Here is a 23085-nt window from a genome sequence, read left to right as displayed (position 1 = left end):
GTACCAAGGAGCGAACGATGAAACACCACGACCAGGTCGCCGACGCATTCGGCACGACGGCCGCCGCCTATCTGACGAGCACGGTTCACGCGACGGGCGCCGATCTGCAGACGCTCGCCGACGCGGTGCGCGCGACGCCCGATGCCGCGGTGCTCGATCTTGGCTGCGGCGCCGGCCATGCGAGCTTCGCGGTCGCGCCGCACGTGCGCGACGTGGTCGCCTACGATCTCGCCGCGCAGATGCTCGCGACCGTCGATGCCGCCGCGCGCGAGCGCGGGCTCGCGAACATTCGCACGCAGCAGGGCCCGGCCGAGCAGCTGCCGTTCGAGACGGCGACGTTCGACTGGGTCGTGAGCCGGATGAGCGCGCACCACTGGCACGACATGCGCGCGGCGCTCGCCGAGGTGCGCCGCGTGCTGAAACCGGGCGGCCGCGTGCTGATGATCGACATCGCCGGCAACGACCATCCGCTCCTCGACACGTACCTGCAGGCCGCGGAAGTGCTGCGCGACGCGTCGCACGTGCGCGACTACCGCGCGGACGAATGGCTCGCGATGTTCCGCGATGCCGGCTTCGACGCGCACGTGCACGGCCGCTGGCGGCTGCCGATCGATTTCGATACGTGGGTCGCGCGCATCCGCACGCCGGCCGACAGCGTCACCGGCATTCGCGCGCTGTGGGCGCATGCGCCGGACGAGGTGCGCGGCTACTACGCGGTGCAGCCCGACGGTTCGTTCGAACACGACGCGCTGCTGATCGACGCGCACTGAGCGCACAGTGTGCCGCTGCTGTTTCGCCGGCGCATGAAAAAAGCCGCGATACGCACCGTGGGCACGGTGGCGTATCGCGGCTTTCACGATGCCGGTTGGCGCGGAATCACACCGCGCTGCATGCGGATCAGCCCGTGTTGCGCAGGCCGGCCGCGATCCCGTTGATCGTCAGGTGAATCCCGCGGCGCAGCCGCGCGTTCGTGTCGCCCGCGCGGTGGCGCTTGATCAGTTCGACCTGCAGGTGGTTCAGCGGATCGAGATACGGGAAGCGGTTCTTGATCGAGCGCGCGAGCAGCGGGTTGGTCGCGAGGCGGCCTTCGTGCCCGGTGATTTCCGCCAGCGCCTGCGACGTGCGCTCCCATTCCGCGACGATCCGCTCGAACACGTGCTTGCGCAGCTTGCGATCGGAAACGAGCTGCGCGTAGCGCGACGCGACCGCGAGGTCGGTCTTCGCGAGCACCATGTCCATGTTCGACAGCAGGTTCGCGAAGAACGGCCAGGTCTTGTTCATCTTCTTCAGCAACGCGACGCGCTTCGTGCGTTCGGCGTCGTCCTGCGCGCCGTCGAGATACGCGCTCACCGCGCTGCCGAAGCCGTACCAGCCGGTCAGCAGCAGCCGGCACTGGCCCCACGAGAAGCCCCACGGAATCGCGCGCAGGTCCTCGATCTTGCGCTGCTTCGGATCCTGCAGCTTGCGCGAAGCCGGGCGGCTGCCGATGTTCAGCTCGGCGATCTCGGTGATCGGCGTCGACGAGAAGAAATAGTCGGTGAAGCCCGGGGTTTCATAGACGAGCGCGCGGTACGCGGCCATCGCCGAATCGGACAGCGTCTGCATCGCGGCCTCGAACGCCGGCAGCTGCGCGGGCGCGTTGTTCTGCGGCAGGAGCGTCGCCTCGAGCGTCGCGGCGACGACCGTCTCGAGGTTGCGGCGGCCGATCTCCGGGTTCGCGAACTTGCTCGCGATCACCTCGCCCTGTTCGGTCAGGCGGATCTGGCCGTTCACGGTGCCCGGCGGCTGCGACAGGATCGCCTGGTAGGTCGGACCGCCGCCGCGGCCGACCGTGCCGCCGCGGCCGTGGAACAGGCGCAGCGTGATCTTGCGGTCGCGGAACAGGTCGACGAGCGCGAGCTCTGCGCGATACAGCTCCCAGTTCGACGTGAGGAAGCCGCCGTCCTTGTTGCTGTCCGAATAGCCGAGCATCACTTCCTGCTCGGCGCCCTGGTGCGCGATCAGCGCGTCGATGCCCGGCAGTGCGAAGTATTCGCGCATGATGCGCGCGGCGTCGCGCAGGTCGGGAATCGTCTCGAACAGCGGGATCACCATCAGGCTGTTCTTCGCATCGCCGCCCGGTACGCCGAGCGCGCCTTCGAGCAGGCCCGTCTCCTTCTGCAGCAGCAGCACTTCGACGAGGTCGCTGACGGTTTCCGTATGCGAAATGATGTAGTTGCGTACCGCGCGTGCGCCGAATTGCGCGCGGACTTCGCGCGCCTTCTCGAACACGCCGAGCTCGCTCTGCGCGAGCGCCGAGTATTCGAAGTACGGCGAGCGCAGCGGACGCGGATCGGCAAGCGCGGCGAGCAGCACGCGCAGCTTGTCTTCCTCCGCGAGCGCCGCGTAGTCGGCCTCGACGCCCGCGCGCGCGAACAGTTCGGCGACCACGGCTTCGTGGACGTCGGAGCTCTGGCGCAGGTCGATGCTTGCGAGATGGAAGCCGAACACTTCGGCCGCGCGCACGAGCGGCGCGAGGCGCGGCGCGGCGAGCGACGTGCCGTGGTGTTCGTCGAGCGACGCGGTCAGCACCTTCAGGTCGGCGACGAACGCTTCGGAATCCGCATACGGGATCGCGCGCACCGGCGGCGCGCCGCGGCCCGCGCTGCGCACGGGCACCGTGCCTTCGCCGAGGCGCACGCGTGCGCTGGCGGCGAGGCGCGTGTAGATGCCGATCAGCGCGCGGCGATACGGCTCGTCGACGCGGTGCGGCGACTGGTCGGGGGACGCTGCCGCGAGCGCCTTCACGGCGTCGTTCGCGCCGACGAGCAGGTTCGACACCGACAGCTCGGCGCCGAGCTTGTGCACCTGCTCCAGATAATGCTCGAGGATCACCGCGGCCTGGCGGTTGATCGCCTCGTCGAGCGTCGGGGCCGTGACGTTCGGGTTGCCGTCGCGGTCGCCGCCGATCCAGCTGCCCATCTGGAAGAACGCCGGTACGCGCGCGGACAGGCCGTGCTCGGCGAGCGCGGCCTCGATGTCGCCGTACAACGCGGGCAGTTCGTCGAGGAACGTCGCGCGGTAGTACGACAGCGCGTTCTCGATTTCGTCGCCGACCGTCAGGCGCGCGTCGCGCAGCATGCGCGTCTGCCACAGCGTGGTGACGCGGGCGCGCAGCATCGACTCGTTGTACTGGCGCTCACGGCCGGTCAGCTCCTGGTCGCGCTCGGCGAGCAGGCGCGCGATGTCGTGCTGCGCATCGAGGATGCTCTTGCGCTGCACTTCGGTCGGGTGCGCGGTCAGCACCGGCACGATCAGGGCATCGTCGAAGAAGCGCTGCAGCAGGCGCTTCGACGCGTTGCCGGTCGTCTTCAGCTGTTCGAGCGCGTACGCGACCGTGCCGGGCTGCGATGCCGAGCCGGCCAGCGCGTGGATGCGGCGGCGGCGGTTGTGATGACGGTCTTCGGCGATGTTCGCGAGATGCGAGAAATAGCTGAACGCGCGCACGACGCTCACCGTCTGCTCCGGCGTCAGCTTGCGCAGCTTCTTCTCGAGCGTCTGCGCGGCTTCGCTGTCGTCCTCGCGGCGGAACTTGACCGCGGTCTGGCGAATCGTCTCGACGACATCGAACACGGTGTCGCCTTCCTGCTCGCGCACGACGTCGCCGAGCAGGCGCCCGAGGAAGCGGATGTCGTCGAACAGCGGGCCGTCCTTGTCTTCGCGCGTGCGCGTGCCGGACTTCGTCGCACCGGCCGTGCGGGCCGCGGTGCGGGCCGCCGGGCCGGCGGCTTTCGCCGGGCGTTTTGTCTGACGTATCGGGTCTTTCGGTTTCGTTGCCGTTTTCGCACGGCCGTTCGCGGCGGTGGCGACGGTGTCCGTCGAGGCGTCGGAGGAGGACAGGGCAGCATTGCGGCGCGCCGTACGCGCCGATCCGGAAGACTTCACGATGGGTTTCCTTGGGAAAGCTCGAGTCAAAAGGAACTGCGGAAACTGCGAAACTGCGGTCAAGCAACCAGCTACGTGCGGCACATCCGCACATCGGCGCCGCGACCCGCTCGGCGGCAGGCCGGGCGCAGGCTCCGGGCCCGGGCGGGCAGGGGCGTGCGTGCTACCATTGTTCGATCTTCAATCCCGTCCTTCGATGTTCCAGCAATGAATTCCGAGACCCCTGCGGCCGGGCCGCAACAGGCACTGTCGCCCACGACGTTGACGATTGCTTCGCGCGAAAGCCGCCTGGCGATGTGGCAAGCCGAACATGTGCGTGATGCGCTGCGCAAATTATATCCAGCTTGTGACGTGAAAATCCTCGGGATGACGACGCGCGGCGACCAGATTCTCGATCGCACGCTGTCGAAGGTCGGCGGCAAGGGCCTGTTCGTGAAGGAACTGGAGGCCGCGCTGGCCGACGGCCGCGCCGATCTCGCCGTGCATTCGCTGAAGGACGTGCCGATGGCATTGCCCGACGGCTTCTCGCTTGCCGCGATCATGGAGCGCGAGGATCCGCGCGATGCATTCGTGTCGAACGACTACGCGTCGCTCGACGCGCTGCCGGCCGGCGCCGTGGTCGGTACGTCGAGCCTGCGTCGCGAGGCGATGCTGCGCTCGCGCTACCCGCACCTGGACGTGTTGCCGCTGCGCGGCAACCTCGATACGCGCCTGTCGAAGCTCGATCGCGGCGACTACGCGGCGATCATCCTCGCGGCCGCCGGCCTGAAGCGCCTCGGCCTCGAAGCGCGGATCCGCGCGCTGCTCGACGTCGACGCGAGCCCGCCCGCCGCGGGCCAGGGCGCGCTCGGCATCGAGATCGCATCGCACCGCAGCGACGTCGCCGCGTGGCTCGCGCCGCTGCACGACCCGCAGACCGCGCTCGCGGTCGAGGCCGAGCGGATGGTGTCGCGCGCGCTCGGTGGCAGCTGCGAGGTGCCGCTCGCCGCGCACGCGGTGTGGCGCGCGGGCGAGCTGTACCTGACGGGCCGCGTGTCGACGACCGACGGCAAGCGCGTGCTGACGGCCGAGGAGTGCGGGGCCGTCGTGACTGTCGCCGATGCGCTCGCGCTCGGCCGCGCCGTGTCCGACGAACTCGAGGCGCAAGGCGCGCTCGACATCGTCCAGGCGCTGCTCGCGGGCTCGCCGGCCGCCGGCAAGGGCGACGCCTGATGGCGGGCGGCGCGCGCGCGTTCACCGCTGTCCTGACGCGCCCGGACGGCCAGTCCGGCGCGCTTGCGTCGCAACTGGCCGAGGCCGGTTGCGACGTGCTCGAATTTCCGTTGATCGACATTGCGCCGGTCGACGATCCGGCACCGCTCGACGCGGCGTTCGCGGCGCTCGCCGACTACGCGCTGGTGATTTTCGTGTCGCCGAACGCGATCGACCGCGCCCTCGCGCAGTACGGCGCGATCTGGCCGAACGCGCTGCCGGTCGGCGTGGTCGGGCCCGGCAGCGTCGCGGCGCTCGAGCGGCACGGTATCGCGGCACCCGCGCATCGCGTGATCGCGCCACAGGCGCCGGCCGACGGCGGCGTACCCCATTACGATTCGGAAAGCCTGTTCGCGTGCATCGAGACCGCGTTTGGCGGTGTGCAGGCGCTGGCGGGCAAGCGCGTGCTGATCGTGCGCGGCGACGGCGGGCGCGAATGGCTCGCCGAGCGACTGCGCGAGGCCGGTGCGGACGTCACGCTCGTCGCCGCGTACCGGCGCGTCGTGCCCGAGCCGCGCGTCGGCGCGTGGGAGCGCGTGCATGCGCTGCTCCACGGCGAACCGCATGCGTGGCTCGTCACGAGCTCGGAAGGCGTGCGCAACCTGCACGAACTCGCGCGGTCGCACCTGAACGATGCCGAGATCGACGCGCTGAAGCATGCGCCGCTCGTGACGCCGCATCCGCGGATCGAGCAGACCGCGCGTGCATTGGGTTTTGATAGGATTACGCTGACCGGCGCGGGCGATGAGCGCATCGTCCGCGCGTTTCGAACGATGGCCGACGAGGCCGTCCAACCGGCGACAGCCGCACCGGTGACTAAACGCATGACAGATACCAACGATTCCAAAAGCGTCGCTTCCCAGCCGGCCGCTGCATCCGCACCGCCGTCCCGTCCCGCCTATATGGCGTCCGAACCGCCTGCGCGCCGCGGCGGCAGCGCGGTGCTGTGGTTCGTCGTCGTCGTGCTCGGCTGCGCGGCGGGCGTCGGCGGCTACGCGCTGAACCGCAAGATCGACCGGCTCGACGGCACGTTCGTCGCGCGCCAGAAGGCGCTCGATGTGCAGACGGCCGAGACGCGCACGAAGACCGAGCAGGCGCTCGCGAGCGCGCATCAGGTCGACACGCAGCTCGCGCAGCTCGACGGCAAGCTTGCCGACGCACAGAGCGCGCAGCAGGCGCTGCAGCAGCAATACCAGGACCTGTCGCGTAACCGCGATGCGTGGATGCTCGAAGAAGTCGACCAGATGCTGTCGAGCGCGAGCCAGCAGCTTCAGCTGACCGGCAACACGCAGCTTGCGCTGATCGCGCTGCAGAACGCCGACGCACGCCTCGCAACGTCGCAGAGCGCGCAGGCCGTCACGGTGCGCAAGGCGCTCGCGCTGGACATCGAGAAGCTGAAGGCGGCACCGGCGGCCGACCTCACGGGTCTCGCGATCAAGCTCGACGACGCGATCGCGAAGATCGACGCGCTGCCGCTGTCCGGCGAGGCGATCGTTCCGCACGAAGCGCCGAAGGCCGCGCCGGCCGACGCCGCGTCGTCGGCCGTGGCCGGCGAGCCGCGCTGGAAGGTGTGGTGGCACGACTTCTCGGCCGGCCTCGGCCAGCAGCTGAAAGGGCTCGTGCAGGTGCGCCGGATCGACAATGCGGACGCGATGCTCGCGTCGCCCGACCAAGGCTACTTCGTGCGCGAGAACGTGAAGCTGCGCCTGCTGACCGCGCGCCTGTCGCTGCTCGCGCGCAACGACAGCGCGATGAAGGCCGACCTGCACGCCGCGCAGGCGTCGCTCGGGAAGTATTTCGACCAGGCATCGAAGGACACGCAGACCGTCGAGGATCTGCTCAAGCAGGTTGACGGCGCATCGCTGACGGTTGCGGTGCCGAACCTGAACACGAGCCTGAACGCCGTTCAGCAGTTCAAGAGCCGGGGGTAACGATGACGCTTCGAGGAATCGTCTGGCTCGCGGTCCTGTTCGCGATCGCCGCTGCGCTCGCCACCGTCGGCCGTTTCGACGCGGGGCAGGTGCTGCTCGTCTATCCGCCGTACCGGATCGACGTGTCGCTGAACCTGTTCGTGATCGCCATCGTCGTGCTGTTCATCGTCGTGTATGCGCTGCTGCGCATCGTGCGCAACATCTGGCGCATGCCGCAGCGGGTCGCCGCGTATCGGGCGCGTTCGCGCAACGAGAAGGCGCAGGCATCGCTGCGCGACGCGATCGCGAACCTGTACGCAGGCCGCTTCTCGCGCGCGGAGAAGGCCGCGCGTGAAGCGCTGTCGGTCGATGCGAACCAGGGCGCGGCGAGTCTCGTCGCGGCCACCGCCGCGCACCGGATGCACGAGTACACGCGCCGCGACGACTGGCTGTCGAGGGTCGACGCACCTGAGTGGCAGGATGCACGGCTGCTCGCCGCGGCCGACATGCGCGCGGATGCGCGCGATGCCGACGGCGCGCTCGCCGCGCTGGCCGACCTGCAGGCGGGCGGCAAGCGCATTCATGCGCAGCAGGTCGCACTGCGTGCGCAGCAGCAGCTGAAGAATTGGGCCGAGGTGCTGAAGCTCGCGAAGGCGCTCGAGAAGCGCGAGGCGCTGCATCCGGCCGCGGCCGTGCGGCTGCGCCAGCAGGCCGCGGAAAACCTGCTGCGTGAACGCCGGCACGACCCGGACGCGCTGCTCGAGGTGTGGCAGTCGCTGTCGCCGGTCGAGCGCCAGTCGCCGCGTCTCGCCGATCTGGCGGCCGATCTGCTCGTGCCGCTCGAACGTCGCAACGAAGCGCGGCGCATCGTCGAGGACGCGCTCGCGCACAACTGGGATGCCCGCCTGCTGCGCCGTTACCCGGACACGGCCGGCGCCGATGCGCTGCCGCTGATCCAGAAGGCGGAAGGGTGGAAGAAGGATCACCCGGAGGATGCCGACCTGCTGTTCGCGCTTGGCCGCCTGTGCCAGCAGCAGCAACTGTGGGGCAAGGCGCAGTCGTTCCTCGAATCGGCACTGAAGCTGGCCGACAACGAGGCGCTGAAGGTGCGTACGCATCGCGCGCTCGCGCGTCTGTTCGAGCATCTCGGCGAAACCGACAAGGCTGCGAAGCATTATCGCGAAAGCGCGCTTGCGATCACCGTGGTCTGAGGCGAATCACTCGGGCGCCGGCAGGCGGCTCGCGTAACCAGCGCAAAAAGCCCTGAATGCCGTTTGGCCTTCGGGGCTTTTTTCATCCCCGTGCGTTGAATGAATTTGCGCTTGTTCGGGCAATCGGGCCATTTTTGGCCCGGTCGAGCCAAAAATGGCCCGATAAATTCTCTTTCTTTTCAATGGGTTGATTTTGATCGGGCCAAAAATGGCCCGATTTCCCCTCAAAAAATGCGATTTCTTTTGAGATTCGCGTTGCCAGATATCTGGCGGATGTCCCTCAAATACCTCTAACGCATTGATCCTGAAGGAATAGCGCGACAACGCGTGTGGATTGGCACGGCTATTGCATAAAGAGCCCATGCCATTCCGGCGCCAAGGCCCAACCGGCCTTTTCGACAATAACTTCAAGGAAGCAGCCAATGCCGACTCCCGCCTATATCAGCATCCAGGGCAAGACCCAGGGCAACATCACGCAGGGCGCCTTCACCGCCGACTCGGTGGGCAACGTGTACCAGGAAGGCCACGAAGACCAGATCCTGGTCCAGGAAATCGAACACCTGATCGCGACGCCGACCGATCCGCAGAGCGGCCAGCCGTCGGGCCAGCGCGTACACAAGCCGTTCACTTTCACCGCACCGCTGAACAAGGCCACGCCGCTGCTGTACCAGGCGCTGGCGGCGGGCGAGACGCTCCCGGAAGTGGAAGTGAAGTGGTATCGCACCTCTACTGAAGGCAAGCAGGAGCATTTCTTCACGACCAAGCTGGAAGACGCCACGATCGTCAATATCAACACCGCGCTGCCGCACGCGCAGGACCCCAGCAAGGCCGAGTACACCCAATTGGTGAAGGTCTCGATGGCGTACCGCAAGATCACCTGGACTCATGCGATCGCCGGTACCGAGGCTTCGGACGACTGGCGCAAGCCGCAGGAAGCCTAAGTTCGGGCGATCCGAGCGACCAGTGCATACGCCGGTCGCTCGGTGCATGTGTCGATCGACGGCTCGATCATGGACCGGTAAGGAATGCTTGTGATGATGTCATCCGACCTGCGTTTTACCTTCACTGCTGGCGACGAGTCATTCGAGGTCGTCGAGTTCACGCTGCATGAGGGGTTGTCCGAGACCTTTCGCCTGGAGGTCGAACTGGCCAGTGCCAATCCTGCCATCGACTTTGGTCAGATACTGGATCGCATTGGCCTGCTCACGATCTGGCAGGGTGGCCAGCCCGTGCGCTATGTGCATGGCGCGGTTTCGTCGTTCGTTCAGGGCGATACCGGTTTTCGACGTACTCGCTATTCGGCGGTGGTCGAGCCGCGCCTCGCACGGCTCAAGCTCTCGTCCGACTGGCGGATCTTCCAGACCCTGCGCGTGACCGAGATCGCAGTCGTCGTTCTCAAGGCCCATGGCCTGACGATGGACTACGAGCAACGCGCCACCAACGAACACCTTGCCCGCGAGTATTGCGTGCAGGCTGGTGATACTGACTACGACTTCGTCGAACGCATCTTGCGCGAGGAAGGCTTCTTCTACGCGTTCCAGCACGGCAAAGAGCGGCACCGGCTGATTCACTGCGATCGGCTGTTCATCTTCGGCCGTCTTGACGGCGAGCCGGTGATCTACAACCCGACGCCGGGCGGCGATCAGCCACAACCCAGCCTACGGACCTTCGCTTACACCGAGAGCGTGCGCACCGCGCGCCAGGTACAGCGCGACTACACGTTCAAGAATCCGCGCTTCAACCACGAGTACCCGCGTGACGGCACGGACCTAGATCATCAGGGTCGAGGCTACGCACGCTTTGACTACCCGGGCCGATATAAACACGAAGCCAGCGGCAAGGCGTTCACTCACGATCGTCTGCGTGGCCACCGGCGCGATGCACGCGTGGCGTTTGTCAGCGGTGACGACGCGCGCTTGCAGCCGGGCATTGCTTTCGCACTCACGGGCCACCCGCGCGAGGACATGAACCGGAGCTGGCGTCCGGTGAGCCTGGTGCATCACGGCAAGCAACACACCAGCCAGGCGGAAGAAAGCGCCGACGCACAACACGGCACGTACTACAGGTACGAAGCGGTACTGGTGCCGGACGATGCCGAATGGCGCGCTGAACCGCTGCCGCACCCGCGCATCGATGGCCCACAGCCGGCGGTGGTTGTGGGCCCGGAGGGTGAAGAGATCTACACCGACGAGTACGGCCGAGTGAAGGTGCAGTTTCCGTGGGATCGTCAGGGCCGGCACGACGAGCACAGCTCCTGCTGGATCCGCGTCGCGCAGAACTGGGCGGGCGCGCTGTGGGGCCATATGGCGATCCCGCGCATTGGGCAAGAGGTGATCGTCGACTTCTTCGACGGTGATCCGGACCAACCGGTCATCACTGGTCGCACCTACAACCGCTTGCAGCTACCGCCGTACGAACTGCCGCGGCACAAGACGCGGATGACGATCAAGAGTCAGACGCACAAGGGCGAAGGGTTCAACGAGCTGCGCTTCGAGGACGAGGCAGGACAGGAAGAGATCTACGTCCACGCGCAGCGCGATCAGAACATCCACGTCAACCACGACGAAACCACCTTCGTCGGTCATGACCGCAGCGAGCAGGTCGAACACGACGAGACCATTGCGATCGGCAACGACCGCAAGGAGACGGTGGGGCACGACGAACAGGTCACGATCGGGCGGGATCGCCGACACGACATCGGCCAGGACGACTTTCTGACCATCGGCCGCAATCACACCATCACAACCGCGAAAGACCGCACCGAAGAGGTAGGCAATAGCCGCCGCGACAAGACGGCTGCCAACCACACTGTGGACATTGGGGGACACCTGAAGCAGCAGGTACAGGGCCGTATCGATGTCGAGGCCGGACAGACCATGACCACGCGAACCAAGGTCATCGCGCTACAGGCCGGCGACGTGTTCCGGCTGCGCGGCCCGGGCGGCACCATCACGCTGGACGACCACGGAGTGGAACTCGACGGTGTGGCGATTCGCATAAAAGGCCCGATGACGCAAAACAGTAGTGGCGCGGGACAGGCTTTCTCCTTGTCCAGTGTGTCCTCGTTCGGCGATCCGCCCGACGATGCATTTCACCTAACCTTCTCGGGCGACGCCTGAGCGTACGGAACCACATGGCTGCATTCAAATACCCATTCAAGGACAAGGCTGGAAAGGACGTGGTTGACACCGATGTCTACTACGGCGCGCTTGGTATGGCCACTGGTGGCTACTACGTGTTCGGACCATCCGGCGTGCACGGCGGTATTCACTATGAAGCTGCGATGGCCAATGTCCTGTCTCTCGATGACGGTATTGGCGCCATGACCAAGGGCGAAATCGTTGCGTACCGCATCAACCGCGACTATCCGACTGTCCCGGGGCCGGCTAAAGGGCCGGTGACTAACGAGTCCGCATCGGTTGCTTTTAGTACGGGCTTTGTCCTGACGCGGCATACGCTGGAGTATCCAGCGGGGAACACGCTGACCTACTTCTGTTTGGTCATGCACCTGCGTGCTTTCAACGATTACGAGCGCTTGGGTACCGCGGTCAAGCGGCCAGGCTACTGGCGGGCCAAGGTCTATCGAGTCAAGGAAGCCGCCAAGGAGCAGCAGGTCGTTGCGAAAGGTACTACCGATCAGCCTGTCATTGGTCTGAGTGTGCGCGAGAAACCTTCGGCTGCCAAAAGTTCACCAGCGCTCGGCATCCTTCCACACGGGGCACGTATTACCGTGCTCGAGACCGACAAGACCAGGCAGTGGGTCAGGATCAAACGCGTCATCGAAAAAGCGATCGTGCCTATCTCAACCGCGCAGACGGAGGTACCGGCCATCGCGCATAGCGGATGGGTTGCGGCCAGTGGGCTCCAGGCGCAAGGCCTGGCACCTGACGATTTCGACGTCGTGGTTACACCTGACAGCCCGCCGGGAGTCAAAGCTGGAGAACTGCTGGGTCATATGGGTGAATACCGTCGGGTCCAAGACCCGGGGCAATCCCGCAAGCTGATGCATCACGAGATCATCGCCGGTCCGGAACTGCGCTCCTTTCTGGATAAGAGTCGCGCCGCGGCGGTACAGGCCAGGCTCGAGCAGAAAACCCTGCTGAGAGTTGCGCCGGGTACACAACTACACAACGCTGTGCTGGCGCCACCACAAGCTGGCTTGCTACCGGTCAACACAATCGTCACATTGGATGGAAATCCGCACGCAGATGCTTTGTATATCAAAGTGAAACCGACGGGTACGGTGCAATGGATCGAACGCACCAGCAAACTACCTAAAGGGGCGCGGGAAACTGATCTATTCCGTCACGGCGATGGTGCCGCCTACACTGCGGCAGACATTATTCGTGTGCCTAGACAGGGGACAGTTGGCAAATCCGGGGCGACGCGTTTCCGCGGCGTGATGGCCGAAGCCACTGGTCAAGCGTCGGTCTGGATTGCAAAAGGCACATATGCTTCGCTGGTTGGTATGAAGTCAGGCAAGTTGCTGACTGCCGACCTGGCGCAAGGTTGGGTGGGCTTTCCGTTGACCTTCGCCGCAACGGGTTCCAAGACCGGCTCACTCCCTCACCACTTTTCGCGGCTCGCGTTGGAACAAGCGCGCCCCGACCAACAAAATCCTGCTGAAGCACCGAAGACATTGGCTCTGGATGAGGCTGGCCATACGTGGTGGCAAGTGCAGTTGACCAGTGGCGGCACTACCGCCATCGGATGGGTAGGTGAGGTTGGACACACCGGCATTTCTCTGCATTCTCCGCATGAGTGGGTGGATTTCTCCCTGATTGAGACCGAGCCGACCACGGCGGCATACGGCAGCTACTTTGCCGACTACAGGCAAATGGAGGCATTTCAACGCGGGCAGATGGGATTGAAGGATGCGGATCTTGACGCTCCGCTGCGCGAAGTGCTTGCGATGCTCGATGCCAACCACGACGGACAACTGACGTTGGCGGAGTTGAAAGCGGCGCAGCGTGATCGCGATACCAGCCGCCAACTGTCGCGCGTCATTCTGCGCTATCCCTGTGAATGGAAAGCCGACAGGAAAGCATGGGATGCATACGATTCGCTGATACCGCCGGAATCGAAGAGCGTATGGGAAGCAGAGAAGGCGCGTATTGAGCGATTAATGTGGTGGGATGATGTGGTTGGAAAAATAAACTCGCTCCCTTCGGATTCTCTTATTTTTCATTTTCATCCGATTGGATTTGTGGGAAATTTATTCTACCCCTCTCTGGAGATTAAGGCGGGGCAACTGACATTTGATGCGGAAGGCAATGATATTGAGGAGTCTCTATATTTTAGTAGGGTTGTGCACTGGCCTGGAAATGCTCTATCTGGAGTGACTCTTGGCAGGGGTTACGATATGGGGAGTCGTGAAGGGCGAGAAATATCTTCTCATTTGATATCGGTGGGCTTGCTGGAGGAAAAGGTAAATAAAATCTCGAAGGCTGCGGGGCTGAGGGGGGCAAAGGCTCGAGATTTCGTCGCGTCTAATAAGGGTGATATCGGGAAAATATCTTGGGATCAGCAAATTCAATTGTTTAATTTGATCTACCCGGAGTATGTGGCCAGGGCGGTCGCGAATTATGATCGCTGGACAGCTGGGGCATCTGGAAAGGTTGCTTGGGGGCAGCTCCATCCCTTGATAAGAGATGTCTTGGTTGACTTCGTCTATCAGGGTTTTACGATGGGCCCTAAACCGATGGAAGCAGGTATGGGGAATAATATCGATGAGTTGATTAAATATATCGAAAATACTCCTGCTATTAATCAGTATGAGCCGGGTCGGCGGCGGGCACGGTATTTGAGGGAAAATCGTTGACTGCTATGCACGGGATAAATTTATACGTTGTTGTGATGATATGTGTGTTTCTCATATTTTGTGAGGAGGGGTGGGCGATCGAGCCGGATTGCATGCGCACATATACTAGTCAAGAAATTTTCGAGTGCTCGCGGCTGACAAGGCAGGCAATGGAGCGAGAGGTTTTGCTTTCCAAAAATAGTCTTCTGAAACGAATAAAAAAGCAATACGCCAACGAAGTATTGATCGGTCTTGAATATTCCGAGATTGTTGTTGAGTCGCAAAGACTGTGGGGGAGACTGATGGATAAAGACTGCCGTGTGGAGGCTGCTGAAATTGAGTCGGGGACACAGGCGTATGAAACGACGAAAAATAATTGCTTTGCCCGAAAATTGAAGGAGCGTTCGGCGTATCTGGATTCTTTGATGAAATAGATTGAGCGCGATCGGTGATTATTGTGAATTTTGTGGGGATTTTTTGAGGAGCCCGGCCACTTGAAATTTTATTAACATTGATGAGGGTTTGTTGTTGTGTGTGGTAATCAAGATGGGATGTCGCGGGGCCTCTATTATTTGACGTCCCTTGTGAGTGTATAGGGTGATGATGAGGATTTTTGGCTATATTGTGCTTGGTTGTCTTGTTTTTGTTTTTTGTTTTGGTAGTGCGCTTTCTGATGTTGGGGATGAGGTGATCGCGTTCAGCGGAAGCTCCACTAAAATCAAGGTTAGATGTCGAAATGCAAGTGATCGTATGGATTGCGGAATTTATATGTTTCGAGGCGGTGATGAGAGGGAAATATTAAATTTCCCAGGTAGGCCGAACATCGTATCTTTTGATTCGGGAGTATTTGTTATAGTGTTTCCATGTGGAACGCAATGTTCGGCAACCTATTTTTATAGCGAGCGAAATGGGCTGGGTGGGCCGTTCCCTTTCGTTGAGGCGTACGATGTGAGTCGAGGAGTGGTTCTGCTCAGCAAGAGGAATCCACTTCCTATGTATTCTATTTTTTCAAAGAAATCCCGCATCGTTGGGGAAATTAATTTGAATTTGCCTAAGGGGGTAGAGGCCTTTGCATCGATTAAGAGGGTTGTTGTTAATGATCATGGATTCATCGTTTCCTATGTCGATCGCGGTGGGAGTGTTGTGAAGGTTAGTCGCCAGATTCCAATGTTGGAAGCTGGTTCGATGCGCTAGGGTAAGTGGTCTTATACTTGTTGGGATGACGGTTGATTTTTTTGAAATTTCTCGGAAATTTATTTCTGGGTTGGTGCGTCGGATTGTTGATGTGAGGTGGGGTTTGTATAAATTGCTTATTGTAATTTTTACTGCTTTATTGATTCCTGTGGCCAGCGCAGCGGGTCTCCCTCTTGCTTTGGTTGGGAAATGGAAGGTGATTGAAGTTCATGTCGATACGGCATCTGGACGTACGATGCATTATGGATGGAATGATCCGAGGCTTCGGTGGCGGATTTTCACCTTCAATAATGCAGAAATTTCCCATAATTCGCCGGAACAAGGGAGGTGCGCAGCGCCGACTACTTCTGCCGAGCGCGTCCATCTTGACGACTTCCTGAGTATGAATCTCGGTGGCTACGGGGAAGGTTCTTCGAGGTCGCCGTCAAAAGATTTTGGGCTAGGTTTGCCTGGAAATCGAGAAATAGAAGTGATACGTGTGCTTTGTGGACAAGAGCGTTGGAATGCCGCACTTGATGCTGTCTACGATGAGGGAGACTCAGGTGGCTACGGATCGTGGCTGCTTATCATGAGCGGGAACCGTGTGATGTTGCGCTGGTACGATGAGACAATTCTGGTGCTCAAGAAGATAGAACCGCAAGAGGAGCCAGTACCTACTTTCGCTTGCGCAAAGGCGGTGCTCCTAACGGAGCGAGTCATTTGCGGATCGTTTGACCTGGCGGGTTTGGACAAGAGCGTTGATTTTTCTTATCGACAGGCATTGCGTGAAGTGCGGCAGAATCCAGCCGATGTAGTCGAAATTCGGCGACAGCAGAGCGCTTGGCTCGGTGAGCGGAATCGCTGCGGGAGTGACGCGGACTGCATCCAAGCGGCGATGAAAAGGCAACTCGAATGGTACGCGTCGAAATCTTTCTGATTGATGCGACGATCGAAAGTAGGGGCCGGCGGTGGAAGAATGCTGACCGTCAGGGGATTCTGTACGATTCGTCTCGGTTGTCGCGCGAGTGGGCGTGAACACGGGCTGTGAGCCAGCCCGTGTTCACGCATATGCCTTACTTGTCGACCGGTCGTGTTAGCGCCGATGGCGCCAGCAGCCCGCAGCGCCGCGCAATCTGCCCCGAACGCCATTCAGCCTCCGAGCATGTTGTTGTTCGTTGCGGGCCGCGCTATGCGCCGAGCTTGCGCAGCAGGTCGTCCTCGTTCGCGACGAACCACACCGATGTGCCTCGATTGGACTCGCGAACGAGCGCGCGAAGCGCTTCGCTGCGCGCGAGCCAGCGGTCGATATCACCGACCACACCGAGCCGGACGCCGTAGTTGACGAGCTTCTGCAGCACCGCGCCCGCCAGCCCGCTGTCGAGCCGGTAGAAATCGTCGTGCAGCGCGTCGGCGGGGAGCGCGATCCAGTCGGCTTCATGCTCGTGCGCGAGCGCGACGAGGTCGAGCGCATCGCTTTCGCGCTGGACGAGGCTGGCGGCAGGATCGCGGACCAGCACACGGTGGCCGGCTGCCTGGACGATTCGGTGGTGCATGCGGGTTGGCTCCGTCGACATGAGAAATGCGAGCACGGTGTCGCGCTGCCCGCGGATGAAGTGGTGTTGATCGGGTAGAAACCGGACCTGCGCGTGCGGCACGAGACGTGTCAGGCGATCGCACGTATCGCGCGAATCGAGCATCACGTCGCGACCGCCGACGATCGCCAGCATCGGCGGGGACAGCGTGCGCAGCGCGCCGTCGCCGAACACCGGGATCGTTTCGAGGCGCGGCCGAAGGCCGCGATCCACGGCGCGCATGAGCGCGAATGCGTCGCGCTCGGCCGGCGTCGACGCGGGCGGCAGACGGCCGAGCACGCGCCGTCGTACGCACGCGCGTCCGGCATCGCCGAACAGCAACAGCGGCAACGCCCACCACAGAAACGGCTTCTGCCTGCCGATGCCGGACGGACAGAGCAGTGCAAGCCGCGTGACGCGCGCCTGCCGGCGCAACGCGAAATCGAGCGCGGTTCGCGCACCCAGCGAGATGCCGACGAACGCGGCGCGCGACACGCCCAGGCCGTCGAGCACGTCGTCGAGCCATTGCGCATACGCGTCGCTCGCGAGCGATGGTCGCGACGGGGCGCTGGGTCCTGCCTCACCGATCACGTCGATCGCGTAGAGCCGGAAGTGCGTCGACCATTCGGACGCGAAGTGCTGCCAGCTTGCGGCTGTCGTCTGCGCGCCGTGGATCAGCACGACCGGTGGCGCGTGCTCGGGGCCGCAGGCGATCACGTGCGTTGCGCCATGGCGTGTCTGCACCGTGACGCGCCGATGCCCGGCCGGCCAGTGGGACAGTGCCGCTTCGTAAGCCGCGCGAATCGCGCGGGCGTGGCGGGGCGACCTGAAGATCGCGCTCATGTCCCGCTTTGCTGCAGCAAAGCGTCGAGCGACGACATCAGCGCGGCCGTGTCGGCCGGCGTCGCGGCGACGATGATCTTGACCAGGTTCGCGGCGGGATCGAACGTGACGTCGATTCGCACCGGGTCGACGTACGACGTGCGGCCGGACGCCATCGCCTGCAGCGACCGCGACAGGTACTGGTGCAGCGATTGCGACGCGTCCGGAACGTCGACGATGCTGGTGACGCGCACCGCACGCGGCACGGGCGCGGCCGGCTTCGTTTGCGCGAACGCGGCGAGGTCGGTGTCGAGGATGCGGTATGCACGGCCGACCCGCGTGGCGTGCAGCTTGCCCTCGCGGATGAAGCGCAGGACGGTCTTCGGGTGGAGGCGCAGGTGGGCGGCGGACTCTTCGACGGTATGGAACATGATCGGCCAGTGGCGCTCAGAATGTTCCTTATTGTTCCATGATAAATGGATCAATGGGGAGTATTTTAAGAGGAGGGCATCACTATTGGCGAGTCACCGAACCGCATCGTCCGGGCGGCGTGCGTGGAAGCAGAAACGCCCCGCCGACCGGAGCGGTTCCGGCCAGCGGGGCGTTTCAGGTGCCGGTCATCAACCGGCGGGCGCCCGTGCGCCCTGCGTCATTTGTCGACCAGCCGCTTCGGCACCGACAGCGCCAGCAGCCCGCCGAGCACGAGGAACCCGGCGAGCATGTACATGCCCGAATCGTTGGCCCCCGTTGCCTGCTTGAGCCAGCCCATCATGTACGGGCTCAGGAAGCCGGCGAGGTTGCCGATCGAGTTGATCATCGCGATGCCGGCCGCGGCTGCCGTGCCGCCGAGGAATGCGGTCGGCAGGCTCCAGAACAGCGGCAGCGTCGTCAGGATGCCGATCGTCGCGAGCGTGAGGCCGAGCATCGCGAGCGCGGTCTGGTGCGCCCAGATCACCGACAGCACGAGCCCGAGCGCGCCGATCGCGGCCGGAATCGCGACGTGCCAGCGGCGTTCGCGGTGCTTGTCTGCGCTACGTGCGATCAGGATCATCGCGACTACCGCCGCTGCATACGGAATCGCCGACAGCAGGCCGATCATGAACGTGTCGGTTACGCCGGTGGCCTTGATGATCGTCGGCAGCCAGAAGCCGACGCCGTAGAGTCCCATCACGAACGAGAAGTAGATCAGCGCCATCAGCCACACGCGCGGGCTCGACATCACGGCGCCGAGCGGCAGGTCTTCCTTGGTCGCTTCTTCCGCATCGACGTTGCGCGTGAGCAGCGCCTTTTCGTCGTCGGTCAGCCAGTTCGCCTTCGCGATCCGCTCGTCCAGCTTGAGGAACACGACCACGCCGACCAGCACCGACGGGATCCCCTCGAGCAGGAACAGCCATTGCCAGCCGTGCCAGCCGCTCATGCCGTCGAACGCCTTCAGGATGAAGCCCGAGAGCGGCCCGCCGATTACGCCGGACAGTGCGACGGCCGTCATGAAGAACGTCGTCATCCGGCCGCGCCGGTGCGCGGGATACCAGTAGGTGAGGTAGAGGATCACGCCGGGGAAGAAGCCCGCTTCGGCGACGCCGAGCAGGAAGCGCATCACGTAGAACATCGTGGGCGTCGTGACGAACATCGTCAGGATCGAGATCACGCCCCACGTCGCCATGATCCGCGCGATCCACACGCGCGCGCCGACCTTGTGCAGGATGATGTTGCTCGGCACTTCGAACAGGAAATAGCCGAAGAAGAAGATCCCGGCGCCGAGCCCGTAGACGGTGTCGCTCAGGTTCAGGTCGCTCGCCATTTGCAGCTTCGCGAAGCCGACGTTCACGCGGTCGAGATACGCGACCACGTAGCACAGCAGCAGGAGCGGCACGAGCCGCCACGACACCTTGCGGTAGGTTGCTTCCTCGAATGCGCCGGACGAACCCGGCAGCGACTGCGTCGATATTGCCATGTTGTCTCCTGTCCTTGTAATTGACCGGGGCAGGCGTATCGGCGCCAGGCCCGGTTTCGTGCGAAGCAATGCGTGGATGTCGTGCCGGCCGGTGAAACCCGGCACGGCGCGCGAACAGCACGGTGCGGCTAGATGCAGCGCCCGCCGTCGACTTCGAGGCAGACGCCCGTGATGAATTCAGCTTCGTCGGATGCGAGGTAAAGCGCCGCGTTCGCGATGTCCTGCGGCGTCGAGAAGCGGCCGAGCGGGATCGTCGCGAGGAAGCGGCTGCGGTTCTCGGGGGTATCCTCGCAGCCCATGAATTCGGTCATCAACGCCGTCTCGCCGAGCACGGGGTTGATGCAGTTCACGCGGATGCGGTCGGCACCGAGTTCGGCCGCGAGCGACTTGCTCGCGGTGATCATCGCGCCCTTCGTGCTGTTGTACCAGACGAGGCCCGGCCGCGGCCGCACGCCGGCCGTCGACGCGACGTTCACGAACACGCCGCCGCCCTGTTCGCGGAAGTACGGCACGAAGGTCTGCACGCACCAGAACAGGCTCTTCATGTTGACCGCGTACACGCGGTCGAACTCGGCTTCCGTCACGTCGAGCACCGGCTTGTTGCGGTGCGTGGTGCCCGCGTTGTTCACGACGATCTGCACCGTATGGAAATCGTCGAGCGCGGCCTGCAGCAGCGCATGCCAGTCGTCCTCTTTCGATACGTCGCCGGCCACCGCGATCGCCTTGCCGCCCGCGAGCGCGATCTCGCTCGCGACACGCTCGGCTGCCGCGCCGTTCAGGTCGTTGACGACGACGTTCGCGCCTTCGCGCGCATACGTCTTCGCGATGCCTTCGCCGAACCCCGAGCCGCCGCCCGTGACGATTGCCGTCTTGCCGCTCAACCGCATGGTGTGTCTCCTCTGCTGGATATGAGTGTCGTCGTGCTTCGGCATGCGGCCGGGCGCTGCCGGCCGCGTGCCGCTTGCCGTTTTCCGCGCGTTCAGCCGTGCCGGATCGCGATCGTCTTCAGCGCGGTGAAGCCGTACAGTGCCTCGAAGCCTTTCTCGCGGCCATGCCCCGAGTGGCCCACGCCGCCGAACGGCAGCTCGACGCCGCCGCCCGCGCCATAGTTGTTGATGAACACCTGGCCTGCGCGCAGGCGTCGCGCAAGACGCATCTGGCGCGCGCCGTCGCGCGTCCAGATGCCCGCGACGAGGCCGTACGGCGTGCCGTTCGCGAGCGCGACGGCTTCGTCTTCGTCGACGAAACGCATCGCGGCGAGCACGGGGCCGAACACTTCCTCCTGCGCGAGCCGGTGCGACGGCGGCACGTCGCGCAACAGCGCGGGCGCCTGGTAGAAGCCGCTTTCGGGCGCGTCGGCGACGACCTGCCCATGCGCGGCCATCGGAATGCCGTCGTGTTGCGCGTCGGACAGGAAATCCCACACGCGCTGCTGCTGCTTCGCGTTGATCAGCGGGCCGCAGTCGAGATCGGCGCGGCTCGGGCCGACGCGCAGCCCGTTGAATGCGGTGGCGAGCCGCTCGACGAGCGGCTCGTACACCGCGCGCTCGATCAGCACGCGGCTGCCGGCCGAGCAGGTCTGCCCGCCGTTCTGCACGATCGCCGACACGAGCACGGGCAGCGCCGCTTCGAGATCGGCATCGGCGAACACGATCTGCGGCGACTTGCCGCCGAGTTCGAGCGTGACGGGCACGTGGTTCTCGGCCGCCATCTGCGTGACCAGCTTGCCGGTGGCCGGCGAACCCGTGAACGAGATGTGGTCGATGCCGGGATGACGAGCGAGCGCGGCGCCCGCTTCATGGCCGTAGCCGGTGACGATGTTGAGCGCGCCGGCCGGCAGCCCGGCCTCGGCGGCCAGCTCGGCGACGCGCAGCAACGACAGGCACGCATCCTCGGCCGGCTTGACGACGCAGGCGTTACCGGCCGCGAGCGCGGCGCCGACGCTGCGCCCGAAGATCTGCATCGGGTAGTTCCACGGCACGATGTGGCCCGTGACGCCGTGCGGCTCGCGCACCGTCAGCACGGTATAGCCCGCTTGATAGGGGAGGGTTTCGCCGTGCAGCTTGTCGGCGGCGCCCGCGTAGAACTCGAAGTAGCGCGCGAGCGCGGCTGCGTCGGCGCGGGCCTGTTTCAGCGGCTTGCCGGTGTCGCGCGCCTCGATCGCGGCGAGTTCCTCGAGGGAATTAGCCACGCGCGCCGACAGTCGCATCAGCACGCGGCCGCGCTCGGCGGCGCTGGCGGCGCCCCACGGGCCCGCGAATGCGTCGCGGGCTGCGGCGACCGCACGCTCGATGTCGGGCGCGGTGCCGCGGGCGATCGACGCGAATGGCTGGCCGTCGGATGGATCGACGACCGCGATGGTTTCCAGTTGTGCGGGCAACGTCCATTCGCCCGCGATGAAGTGCTTCGCCTCTTCCATGCCAGCTCCTGTCGACCCGAGTTAGCGCTTCAGCGCTTACTCGGGTCCCATGCTTCGCGGTCGGCCCGAGTTCGCGCTTCAGCGCTTACTCAGGTCCCATGCTTCGCGGTCGACCCGAGTTCGCGTTTCAGCGCTTACTCAGGTCCCATGCTTCGCGGTCGACCCGAGTTGGCGCTTCAGCACTTACTCAGGTCCCATGCTTCGCGGTCACCCGAGTCAGCGCTTCAGCACTTACTCAAGCCCCAAACTTCACGATCGCCCGGCGACGGCGCCTCAGCGCCGACGCCGATTCCATATAACGCGGCCAATGGTTCGACGGCCGGGCATCCGGAACGATTATCGGCCGATCGTCATCCGGACGCCACCGGTCGATTGGCTATAATGGCGCATTCCTTTGCGGGACGCCTGCGGCGATGCATCGGCCGCGGCGCCCTGTCCCGAATTCCCATCGACCTACAGAGAGTGCTCATGAGCTTCAATCATGTTCCGGCCGGCAAGGACCTGCCGCAAGATTTCAACGTGATCATCGAGATTCCGGCGCAAAGCGATCCGGTGAAGTACGAGGCGGACAAGGAACTGGGCCTTCTCGTCGTCGACCGCTTCATCGGTACGGGCATGCGCTATCCGGTGAACTACGGCTACATCCCGCAGACGCTGTCGGGCGACGGCGATCCGGTCGACGTGCTGGTGATCACGCCGTTCCCGCTGCTGGCCGGCTCGATCGTGCGTTCGCGCGTGCTCGGCATGCTGCAGATGACCGACGAGTCGGGCGTGGATGCGAAGCTGGTCGCGGTGCCGCACGACAAGGTCTGCCCGATGACGGCAAACCTGAAGTCGATCGATGACGTGCCCGAGTACCTGAAGGACCAGATCAAGCACTTCTTCGAGCAATACAAGGCGCTCGAGAAGGGCAAGTGGGTGAAGGTCGAAGGCTGGGCCGGCATCGAAGCCGCGCACAAGGAAATCACCGACGGCGCAGCGAACTACAAGAAGTAAGCGGCGTACCGGCCGACGGCCGGTTCGTGCGAAACGCAAACCGCGCGTGTCTCC

General features: G+C 64.0%; 18 protein-coding genes. 11 read left to right on the top strand and 7 right to left on the bottom strand.

Annotated features, from left to right (window positions below; all coding sequences use genetic code 11):
- The first annotated feature begins 17 nt into the window (after positions 1 to 17).
- Positions 18 to 770 carry a class I SAM-dependent methyltransferase gene (locus ACN8ZM_RS13075; protein WP_089451105.1) on the top strand — a complete coding sequence of 251 codons (753 nt, stop codon included), beginning with the start codon at positions 18 to 20 and terminating at the stop codon, positions 768 to 770.
- Between the two features lie 127 nt (positions 771 to 897).
- Here ACN8ZM_RS13075 and ppc read toward each other — a convergent pair whose 3' ends face one another.
- Entirely contained in the window at positions 898 to 3924 is a 3027-nt protein-coding gene (ppc, locus tag ACN8ZM_RS13070; protein ID WP_089451104.1) for a phosphoenolpyruvate carboxylase, read from the bottom strand.
- Between the two features lie 207 nt (positions 3925 to 4131).
- Here ppc and hemC point away from each other — a divergent pair, with 207 nt between their 5' ends.
- From hemC to ACN8ZM_RS13055, 3 genes are read left to right on the top strand one after another with little or no spacing between them, the layout of a single operon-like run.
- Positions 4132 to 5136, top strand: a complete 1005-nt coding sequence (gene hemC / locus ACN8ZM_RS13065) for a hydroxymethylbilane synthase (RefSeq protein WP_043189779.1) — start codon at positions 4132 to 4134, stop codon at positions 5134 to 5136.
- Complete coding sequence (hemDX, locus tag ACN8ZM_RS13060; protein ID WP_420210097.1) at positions 5136 to 7106, top strand: fused uroporphyrinogen-III synthase HemD/membrane protein HemX; 1971 nt, start codon at positions 5136 to 5138, stop codon at positions 7104 to 7106. Before hemC ends, hemDX begins: the two co-directional genes overlap by 1 nt.
- A gap of 2 nt (positions 7107 to 7108) precedes the next feature.
- A complete protein-coding gene (locus tag ACN8ZM_RS13055) occupies positions 7109 to 8296 on the top strand; it encodes a heme biosynthesis protein HemY (RefSeq protein ID WP_043189773.1) in 1188 nt (395 codons plus the stop codon).
- 6 nt (positions 8297 to 8302) lie between these two features.
- Here the strand turns inward: ACN8ZM_RS13055 and ACN8ZM_RS13050 are convergent, their stop codons facing one another.
- Positions 8303 to 8719, bottom strand: coding sequence for a hypothetical protein (locus ACN8ZM_RS13050; RefSeq protein WP_420210096.1), 417 nt, complete (start codon positions 8717 to 8719; stop codon positions 8303 to 8305).
- On the opposite strand from ACN8ZM_RS13050, the gene ACN8ZM_RS13045 reads away from it, so the two are divergent.
- The 6 genes from ACN8ZM_RS13045 (at position 8719) to ACN8ZM_RS13020 (ending at position 16206) form a co-directional block, all read left to right on the top strand.
- Entirely contained in the window at positions 8719 to 9237 is a 519-nt protein-coding gene (locus tag ACN8ZM_RS13045; RefSeq protein WP_089451102.1) for an Hcp family type VI secretion system effector, read from the top strand. The two genes, ACN8ZM_RS13050 and ACN8ZM_RS13045, sit on opposite strands and share 1 nt — an antisense overlap.
- Before the next feature lie 93 nt (positions 9238 to 9330).
- Positions 9331 to 11415 (top strand): type VI secretion system Vgr family protein, encoded by a 2085-nt coding sequence (locus ACN8ZM_RS13040; RefSeq protein WP_420210095.1) that lies wholly within the window; start codon positions 9331 to 9333, stop codon positions 11413 to 11415.
- Between the two features lie 14 nt (positions 11416 to 11429).
- On the top strand, positions 11430 to 14117 hold the full coding sequence (locus ACN8ZM_RS13035) for a hypothetical protein (protein ID WP_420210094.1): 2688 nt from the start codon (positions 11430 to 11432) through the stop codon (positions 14115 to 14117).
- Positions 14118 to 14209: 92 nt separating this feature from the next.
- Complete coding sequence (locus ACN8ZM_RS13030; RefSeq protein ID WP_420210093.1) at positions 14210 to 14530, top strand: lysozyme inhibitor LprI family protein; 321 nt, start codon at positions 14210 to 14212, stop codon at positions 14528 to 14530.
- A 166-nt stretch (positions 14531 to 14696) separates the two neighbouring features.
- The gene (locus ACN8ZM_RS13025) at positions 14697 to 15290 is read left to right on the top strand and encodes a hypothetical protein (protein WP_420210092.1); all 594 of its coding nucleotides are present in this window, start codon (positions 14697 to 14699) and stop codon (positions 15288 to 15290) included.
- Positions 15291 to 15315: 25 nt separating this feature from the next.
- Positions 15316 to 16206, top strand: coding sequence for a lysozyme inhibitor LprI family protein (locus ACN8ZM_RS13020; protein WP_420210091.1), 891 nt, complete (start codon positions 15316 to 15318; stop codon positions 16204 to 16206).
- A gap of 250 nt (positions 16207 to 16456) precedes the next feature.
- On the opposite strand, the gene ACN8ZM_RS13015 is transcribed toward ACN8ZM_RS13020, so the two are convergent.
- The 5 genes from ACN8ZM_RS13015 to ACN8ZM_RS12995 all read right to left on the bottom strand — a co-directional run bounded on the left by ACN8ZM_RS13015 (position 16457) and on the right by ACN8ZM_RS12995 (position 22035).
- Positions 16457 to 17683 carry an alpha/beta fold hydrolase gene (locus ACN8ZM_RS13015; RefSeq protein WP_420210090.1) on the bottom strand — a complete coding sequence of 409 codons (1227 nt, stop codon included), beginning with the start codon at positions 17681 to 17683 and terminating at the stop codon, positions 16457 to 16459.
- Positions 17680 to 18093 (bottom strand): helix-turn-helix domain-containing protein, encoded by a 414-nt coding sequence (locus ACN8ZM_RS13010; RefSeq protein WP_420210089.1) that lies wholly within the window; start codon positions 18091 to 18093, stop codon positions 17680 to 17682. The genes ACN8ZM_RS13015 and ACN8ZM_RS13010 overlap by 4 nt, the downstream gene beginning before the upstream one ends.
- 218 nt (positions 18094 to 18311) lie before the next feature.
- Entirely contained in the window at positions 18312 to 19616 is a 1305-nt protein-coding gene (locus tag ACN8ZM_RS13005; protein WP_420210088.1) for an MFS transporter, read from the bottom strand.
- A gap of 128 nt (positions 19617 to 19744) precedes the next feature.
- Positions 19745 to 20503, bottom strand: a complete 759-nt coding sequence (locus ACN8ZM_RS13000) for an SDR family oxidoreductase (RefSeq protein ID WP_043189764.1) — start codon at positions 20501 to 20503, stop codon at positions 19745 to 19747.
- Positions 20504 to 20595: 92 nt separating this feature from the next.
- Positions 20596 to 22035 (bottom strand): aldehyde dehydrogenase family protein, encoded by a 1440-nt coding sequence (locus ACN8ZM_RS12995; protein ID WP_043189762.1) that lies wholly within the window; start codon positions 22033 to 22035, stop codon positions 20596 to 20598.
- Between the two features lie 468 nt (positions 22036 to 22503).
- Between ACN8ZM_RS12995 and ppa the strand changes: the two genes are divergently transcribed.
- The gene (gene ppa, locus ACN8ZM_RS12990) at positions 22504 to 23031 is read left to right on the top strand and encodes an inorganic diphosphatase (protein ID WP_011352863.1); all 528 of its coding nucleotides are present in this window, start codon (positions 22504 to 22506) and stop codon (positions 23029 to 23031) included.
- The last annotated feature ends 54 nt before the right edge of the window (positions 23032 to 23085 follow it).

It is taken from the genome of Burkholderia aenigmatica (assembly GCF_048627025.1).
Taxonomy (GTDB): Bacteria; Pseudomonadota; Gammaproteobacteria; order Burkholderiales; family Burkholderiaceae; genus Burkholderia; species Burkholderia aenigmatica.
This window is presented reverse-complemented; position numbering and strand designations above follow the sequence as displayed.

Bases quoted from the DNA above. Each gene is read 5' to 3' on its own strand.
- ACN8ZM_RS13075 (WP_089451105.1), top strand. From the start codon at position 18: ATGAAACACCACGACCAGGTCGCCGACGCATTCGGCACGACGGCCGCC.
- hemC (WP_043189779.1), top strand. From the start codon at position 4,132: ATGAATTCCGAGACCCCTGCGGCCGGGCCGCAACAGGCACTGTCGCCC.
- hemDX (WP_420210097.1), top strand. From the start codon at position 5,136: ATGGCGGGCGGCGCGCGCGCGTTCACCGCTGTCCTGACGCGCCCGGAC.
- ACN8ZM_RS13055 (WP_043189773.1), top strand. From the start codon at position 7,109: ATGACGCTTCGAGGAATCGTCTGGCTCGCGGTCCTGTTCGCGATCGCC.
- ACN8ZM_RS13045 (WP_089451102.1), top strand. From the start codon at position 8,719: ATGCCGACTCCCGCCTATATCAGCATCCAGGGCAAGACCCAGGGCAAC.
- ACN8ZM_RS13040 (WP_420210095.1), top strand. From the start codon at position 9,331: ATGATGTCATCCGACCTGCGTTTTACCTTCACTGCTGGCGACGAGTCA.
- ACN8ZM_RS13035 (WP_420210094.1), top strand. From the start codon at position 11,430: ATGGCTGCATTCAAATACCCATTCAAGGACAAGGCTGGAAAGGACGTG.
- ACN8ZM_RS13030 (WP_420210093.1), top strand. From the start codon at position 14,210: ATGCGCACATATACTAGTCAAGAAATTTTCGAGTGCTCGCGGCTGACA.
- ACN8ZM_RS13025 (WP_420210092.1), top strand. From the start codon at position 14,697: ATGATGAGGATTTTTGGCTATATTGTGCTTGGTTGTCTTGTTTTTGTT.
- ACN8ZM_RS13020 (WP_420210091.1), top strand. From the start codon at position 15,316: ATGACGGTTGATTTTTTTGAAATTTCTCGGAAATTTATTTCTGGGTTG.
- ACN8ZM_RS13015 (WP_420210090.1), bottom strand. From the start codon at position 17,683: ATGAGCGCGATCTTCAGGTCGCCCCGCCACGCCCGCGCGATTCGCGCG.
- ACN8ZM_RS13010 (WP_420210089.1), bottom strand. From the start codon at position 18,093: ATGTTCCATACCGTCGAAGAGTCCGCCGCCCACCTGCGCCTCCACCCG.
- ACN8ZM_RS13005 (WP_420210088.1), bottom strand. From the start codon at position 19,616: ATGGCAATATCGACGCAGTCGCTGCCGGGTTCGTCCGGCGCATTCGAG.
- ACN8ZM_RS13000 (WP_043189764.1), bottom strand. From the start codon at position 20,503: ATGCGGTTGAGCGGCAAGACGGCAATCGTCACGGGCGGCGGCTCGGGG.
- ACN8ZM_RS12995 (WP_043189762.1), bottom strand. From the start codon at position 22,035: ATGGAAGAGGCGAAGCACTTCATCGCGGGCGAATGGACGTTGCCCGCA.
- ppa (WP_011352863.1), top strand. From the start codon at position 22,504: ATGAGCTTCAATCATGTTCCGGCCGGCAAGGACCTGCCGCAAGATTTC.